General features: G+C 42.2%; 4 protein-coding genes and 2 pseudogenes. 3 read left to right on the forward strand and 3 right to left on the reverse strand.

Annotated features, from left to right (window positions below; all coding sequences use genetic code 11):
- The first annotated feature begins 15 nt into the window (after positions 1-15).
- Both bluB and H4O21_RS22810 read left to right on the forward strand, forming a co-directional pair.
- Positions 16-696 carry a 5,6-dimethylbenzimidazole synthase gene (gene bluB / locus H4O21_RS22805; RefSeq protein ID WP_182811684.1) on the forward strand — a complete coding sequence of 227 codons (681 nt, stop codon included), beginning with the start codon at positions 16-18 and terminating at the stop codon, positions 694-696.
- A gap of 71 nt (positions 697-767) precedes the next feature.
- Positions 768-1943 carry a sirohydrochlorin chelatase gene (locus tag H4O21_RS22810; RefSeq protein WP_255487430.1) on the forward strand — a complete coding sequence of 392 codons (1176 nt, stop codon included), beginning with the start codon at positions 768-770 and terminating at the stop codon, positions 1941-1943.
- Positions 1944-2050: 107 nt separating this feature from the next.
- Here H4O21_RS22810 and H4O21_RS25505 read toward each other — a convergent pair whose 3' ends face one another.
- A complete protein-coding gene (locus H4O21_RS25505; RefSeq protein ID WP_220495812.1) occupies positions 2051-4054 on the reverse strand; it encodes a fibrinogen-like YCDxxxxGGGW domain-containing protein in 2004 nt (667 codons plus the stop codon).
- Positions 4055-4711: 657 nt separating this feature from the next.
- Positions 4712-5106, reverse strand: a pseudogene (locus H4O21_RS26040) (transposase); the annotation flags it as partial.
- A gap of 52 nt (positions 5107-5158) precedes the next feature.
- On the opposite strand from H4O21_RS26040, the pseudogene H4O21_RS27110 reads away from it, so the two are divergent.
- Positions 5159-5299: pseudogene (locus H4O21_RS27110) on the forward strand (sirohydrochlorin chelatase); the annotation flags it as partial.
- Between the two features lie 119 nt (positions 5300-5418).
- Here H4O21_RS27110 and H4O21_RS22820 read toward each other — a convergent pair.
- Positions 5419-6112 (reverse strand): hypothetical protein (locus H4O21_RS22820; protein ID WP_182811687.1); only part of this gene is annotated, 694 nt, incomplete at its 5' end.

Below are 6112 nucleotides of genomic sequence, written 5' to 3' on the forward strand. Positions count from 1 at the left end.
AAAACCGAGGACGATTTGAGCCAGAACACAGTTAAAGGCTATTCCGATGCCGATAAGGCAGCGATTCAGCGAGTAATAGCAGAACGACGTGATATGCGCCACTTTACATCAGATCCTGTAGATACAGACGTGCTGCAGCGCATTTTTACAGCAGCGCACCATGCCCCCAGTGTCGGCCTGATGCAACCCTGGCGCTTTATGCGTATCACCGACAGTGCATTACGAGAACAGATTGCCGGTCTGGTAGAAGAAGAGCGCCAGCAAACAGCGGATCAATTGGGTGAGCGCAAAAACGACTTTCTGAAGCTGAAAGTGGAAGGGATCAGGGACAGCGGAGAGCTGGTTGTTGCTGCATTGCCTGATGGCCGGGAAAAGCATGTCTTTGGCCGTCGGACCCTGCCAGAAATGGACCTGGCGTCTCTGTCCTGCGCGATTCAGAACATGTGGCTGGTAGCTCGCTCAGAGGGGATCGGTATGGGCTGGGTGTCACTATTTGATCCGGACAAACTGGCGCAATTGCTGCGCATGCCGGAAGGCAGCAAACCAGTTGCCGTACTGTGCATAGGCCATGTACCCGAGTTTTATCAGCAACCGATGCTGGTACAGGAAAACTGGGCAGAAGAAAGACCTCTGGATGAGTTTTTATTTGAAAACTACTGGCCTCAGTCAACCGATCAGACAAACGATAAAACATGATCTGAGCCAACAGGCTCAGAGATAAACTGAATGAAAATAGTGGTCGGATCACGACCCATCAGATTGAGAAGATGAGAGATATAATCATGGCGAAAAAAGGCATTATGGTATGTGGACATGGCAGTCGGGATAAAGATGCCGAGCGGGAATTTGGCCGTGTTGCCGAAGGTCTGAAAAAGCGTTTCCCGGATATCCCGGTGGAATATGGTTTTCTGGAGTTTTCAGCCCCTAATATCCATATGGGTCTGAACTCATTGCTGAATCAGGGTGTGGATGAAATCTATGCTGTGCCCGGTATGCTGTTTGCAGCCACCCATGCTAAAAATGATATTCCTTCAGTACTGACCACTTTCGGAGAGAAAAACGAAGGCCTGAAAGTGTCCTACGGCAGTGAACTGGGCTTGCACGATGCCATGATTGAGGCTTTCCAGGCCCGTATTTATGAATCTCTGGGTCTTGACCCTGAGAATCCGCCAGAGAACCTGTACGATACAATGCTGGTGGTGGTTGGTCGTGGCACATCGGACACTCATGCCAATGCAGAAGCCGCAAAACTGACCCGTATTGTGAATGAGAATATGGGCTTTGGCTGGGCTGATATTGTGTATTCTGGCGTCACCTATCCATCCGTGGGTGTTGGTCTGGAGAAGCTGTTAAAGCTTGGCTATAAGCGTGTGGTTGTTGCACCTTACTTCCTGTTCACTGGTCGTCTGATCAAACGTATCTACGGCTATGTAGATCATGTGGCAGAACAGTATCCTGATGTTGAATTTATTAAAACACAGTACCTGAATGATCATGAAAAAGTGATTGATGCGTTTGAAATTCGAGTGCGGGAAATTATGGATCTGGCACCGGGTGAAAAGCCTTCCGGTGACGAAACACTGATGGAATCTTTCCAGCGTCGTCTGGCTGCGGGTGAAGTGGATGTGCATCACCACCATGCGGAATATAACCCGGATGCTGAAGGTGAACATAGTCACCACCATCATGATCACAGTCATTCACATGATCATTCTCATAGCCATGATCACTCACACGATCACAGTCACGGACATTCTCATGGAGAACATGGCCACCATCACCATGGTGTTTACCGTCATATCGGCCACCCATTAGGCCCACGTACTATGATTGGTGAAAATATCTGCTGCTGCTTTATGAGTCAGTTCCCGCAGGAAATTCTGGATGAAGAAGCAGAAAGAGTAGCGTTGAACTGCCCGGATGAAGCGTTAGCTCATAAGTAACTCCATATGCAACGTAGAAGAGTTTAAAATTACTACTTGCTAAGCTGCCTTATAAAGCCCGTATCAACTAATGATGTAATTCATAAGGCAGCTATTTCATAAATTAATTAGCGTAAATATAAAGACAAAGCTTCGTCACCGGTGGCATAAATGCCATTAGTAATCCATGCCGAGCTCACATTTGTTGTAACTGTTCCAATATTAGTAGCGCCTGTGCCAATAGATGTATAATCCCCATTCTGAAAGTTACAGCCTGAAACTTCGTAATGTACCAGCTTAGGTTCTAACAGAGACACGGCATCTTCCCATGAATTACAAGCGGGGGCAGATGATGTGAGTATTTCTATTGTCGTATACTGAGGGTCTGGAATGTTACCCGGAACAACTGAAAACACTTGTATATCATTTGATATAGAGCGTAATGCATTCCAATGGGCATCCGTAATAGCCCCTTCTCTATCAGAAAAGAAATCCGTTGTACCATTAGTAAACAGCGGCCCTGTAAGGTTCCCTTTAACACTCATAGGAGTTCCTTTAACCCTATTCTGAACCAGCGTCCAGCCTCCGCCATTAGTCTCCATATCACACCATGTTGTAAAGCTATCCAATGGCCCAGCTCCATCAACATCCAATGTATATAAACCTGACCCGACACTACCTCCTGCATCAAGAATACTCTTACATGTCATACCCGTAACAATACTTCCTTGATCAGCAAGAATCAGATCAAAATTATGGATACCCAATGCGCCAGGAGTTAATGTGCGGCTATCTTCCAGGCCATCTTTTTCAGCTCTGATAGTGTGCTCTTCACCTGCTTTAACATGAGTTTTAATAAAGCCATCTGTCCCAAAGTTACTACCTGTGACACCTTTCAATATACCATCAACAAAAACACTGGCTCCAGGCACAGCCACTTTATTATAATCCAGCACATTAACAGCCAGTGTGGCTAATAAGTTACCTCCTACAATATAATCTTTTGGTATACCAATACCACAGGCCATAGTATTAACTGTCAGCACAGTAACACTATCGGAACATGTGGCAATCGTTTCAGCAGTACCTGACGACATATCGCGGAATTCAATATAGGTTGCAATATCGTTATTAGTTGTTTCATCAAATATATGTTCAACAAAGTACTGTCCATTAACTTCCTGAACATCAAGTACTGCTTCCTGAACCGCAGCACCGACATCATCACCATCTGTAATGCGTACCAGGAGCTTAAGATTTTCCATACCGCCTACATCGGTAACCGCTTCTTCAGGAATATTAACTACAAAACGGGCATTTTCAGCATCAGCAAAGTCAATAGTGATGTCAGCCTGTAGACTGATAATATCGATATTAAGGTCATCGCCCTGTACCAGATCCAGACTTTGTGCTCCAAGCTTACTCCGGCCAATCAGGGTATTACCATCATAAAGATTAACATCATAAGAGTGGATGCCATCCTGCAAGTTAAGAATAACTTCTGCTAATCCACTTCCCTTACTGATCTCATAGACAGTTTCAACGCCATCAATTACCAGACCTATTTGTGGTGCGGCAATATTAACAAATTCTTCAGCAGGGAATTCCAGTCGTAAGCGTGACAGGTTTTTAATACTATCAACATTGACGACAGTCTCTCCCGCTATAGGAATTAAATCCATATTTAAGCGATACTCTCCTTCATCCTCAATTAGTTCAGAGGTTAGCACAGAGGTATATTGCTGAGAGCCTTTGGTTACAACCAGTGTAAAGTCGTATGTACCGGGAAATACAGTGACTGTTTTTTCTGACTTGGCTTTTCCATTTTCATCAATAGTGATTGGCCAGTCGAAACTTTCTTCATCCCCTGTAGTCAGATTTTTTGCCGTCAGTGTGCCTTCAAAATAAGAGACATCACGCTCTTTTCGTTCTCTGCTATTGCTGACATCAGCATTATGATTAACTCTGCCCCGATATACTGATGTAAAAGAAGAGTCGACAGGTACACTGACTCTTGCAGCGGATTGTGAAGCAGAGTTATCCTCTGTTGATGCGTTCGAAGATGTTTCGCTATTACATCCGGTTAATGTAGCAATAATGGCCAGGGACAAAAGGGATTTAGAAAACTGCATTCTTACTACTTCCTTTTTTTAGTACTAATAGAATGCATCAGGGAAGATATTTATTCAGGCAAACAGTATCCATACCTTTAATCAGACCTTCCATTATCTGATGCGACATTATTTATCTACCATTATAAGTAAAAGCTCCACCACCACTGTAAAATAATGTTCCAAAAAGATAATAAAAAGTTTATTCATATAAATAAATCGTGCATATATTGACTCAAATAAAAAATATTTAGCAACAATTAAAAAACCATCAAACAGTCTTTTGATTATTAAAAATAACACTCATAACCCCGGATATAAATACAAATCATATAAGCCAATAATATGATCAACACCCCCTTTTCAAGACTGTCGATTAACCATGGAATCAATGGTGAATCTTCAGGTCCAAGAAATAGTATTATTTTTTGAGTCGATGCCTCTTTACTTCCTTTTTAAGCATGATGAATAGGCAACTGCATGCCCAATCTATAAGATTTTGTAACCGGGTGAAAAAAATTACTTTTATTACCAGCCTTATAGTTTACCTGGAAATTACTTTATATTTTTTTCGCTACTATTGCATTCAGCCTAAGTCAGAGAGAGTGTATATCACCACTAATAAAACAATGTCAGTTAATAATATTTTATGGGTGAATACAGCATATGACTGCACTACTATTTTAATTGATCAGGTGCTTCGCTTATTAGCTCCAACTTCTCCATCATCATTTGTATCGGACATTTAAAGCCGGGCCGCTTCCCTTGCCTCATGAATAAGCAATCCTATCCAATTTTTCCTGAGTGACTTTCGAGAGATCTATTCCTTTGGGTAAATACAGCCTGATGAGACCATTGATGTCCTCATTAGCTCCTGTTTGCCTGGGCTATGAGGATCTAAAAAATAAATCGCCACACCTACCTTCTAATTAATCTCTGCATGCTTAGCCATCACTCCCACATCTGGGCTTACTTGTTAAACGAACATGGCATAAGAAGTGAATCAGTTCCTTTTTCAGTTCACTCACAGGCAAAGCATAAATGGCGCTATAGATGGTATCTCGACAGACATATTATTCAGGGAATCGCTTTATTTGATCTCTTTGATAACAGCCATATGATTCACACGGGCACTCCCATGGAGAACATGGCCATCACCACCATGATGTTTACCGCCATATCGGCCACCCATTAGGCCCACGTACTATGATTGGTGAAAATATCTGCTGCTGCTTTATGAGCCAGTTCCCGCAGGAAATTCTGTAAGAAGAAGGGGCAAAATCCCTTCTTCTTTTATCATTTACATCGTTAAACGATATTATGGGTAGGTTATTAACCAACTAATTTCCTCACCACAAACCAGAGCAGAAGTATAGCCCAAGCACTTATTTAAGAATAAATATTTCATCAATAGCCAAAATATCTGAATCCATAGTAAATTTACTATCTTGCTGAAGCCCCTGTGAAGCATTCATATGAAATCTGATAGATCTGATGTTATCTAATGATTCATCGAACCATATCTCTTTATAGAGCTGATTATCCATGTTGAAGGTTTGGTATTCTTCCAATCCATTACCCTGATCAATCCAGACCGTGATTGTATCCGGAGTTCTACCCGGTCTTTCACTCGTGCCAATCGGTGCAAAGCCGGAAATAGTTATTGGTGAAAGAAAATCAGCTTGTAACCATTGATTCTGAGCACCTTCTACTGTCACAGATTGCCCCCACATCCCTATCCATACTCCTCTTTTAACTTTCTCATCTAAGAAAGAATAATAATCTCTACTCGGCGTGTATTCACTTCTGTGATACAAATCAAATGCTCCTTCGGGAGCATCTGCAGAATATGTCTTACTTGCTGAGAATACAGCCATCGGTGCACTTTGATTATCAGATAAAATCAAATCAAAGTTATTTATTCCCATGGCTTTTGGAGTAATTATTTCTGTATCACTAAGCCCACTTTTTACAGCCATCGCAGCATATTCTTCACCGGCTTTAACATGAGTTTTAATAAAACCATCAGTACCAAAATTACTACCCGTTACCCCAACCAGATCGCCATTAACAAAAACA

It is taken from the genome of Oceanospirillum sediminis, from assembly GCF_014164585.1.
GTDB classification, from domain to species: domain Bacteria; phylum Pseudomonadota; class Gammaproteobacteria; order Pseudomonadales; family Halomonadaceae; genus Oceanospirillum; species Oceanospirillum sediminis.

Excerpts from the sequence above, each read along its gene's own strand:
- H4O21_RS22810 (WP_255487430.1), top strand. The coding sequence starts at position 768 with ATGAGAGATATAATCATGGCGAAAAAAGGCATTATGGTATGTGGACAT.
- H4O21_RS25505 (WP_220495812.1), bottom strand. The coding sequence starts at position 4,054 with ATGCAGTTTTCTAAATCCCTTTTGTCCCTGGCCATTATTGCTACATTA.